Here is a 359-nt window from a genome sequence, read left to right as displayed (position 1 = left end):
GCAACAACGCCCGCGCCAACGGTACGGCCGCCTTCGCGGATTGCGAAACGCAGACCGTCGTCCATTGCGATCGGGTGGATCAGGGTAACAACCATTTTGATGTTGTCGCCCGGCATTACCATTTCAACGCCTTCCGGCAGTTCGATGGTGCCCGTTACGTCAGTAGTACGGAAGTAGAACTGCGGACGGTAGCCTTTGAAGAACGGAGTGTGACGGCCGCCTTCGTCTTTGGACAGGATGTACACTTCAGATTCGAACTGGGTGTGCGGCTTGATGGAGCCCGGCTTAGCCAGAACCTGGCCACGCTCGATCTCTTCACGTTTGATACCACGCAGCAGAACACCAACGTTCTCACCAGC

At 56.8% G+C, this 359-nt stretch carries 1 protein-coding gene; it reads right to left on the bottom strand.

Going from position 1 to position 359, the window contains the following annotated elements; genetic code table 11:
* Positions 1–359, bottom strand: a 359-nt coding sequence (locus FKM52_RS21560) for an EF-Tu C-terminal domain-related protein (protein ID WP_141178125.1), incomplete at both ends; no start/stop codon positions are given.

The sequence above is a fragment of the Mixta tenebrionis genome, assembly GCF_006517625.1.
GTDB classification, from domain to species: Bacteria; Pseudomonadota; Gammaproteobacteria; order Enterobacterales; family Enterobacteriaceae; genus Mixta; species Mixta tenebrionis.
Note: the sequence above shows the minus strand (reverse complement) of the source record. Positions and strands in the feature narration are given on the sequence as shown.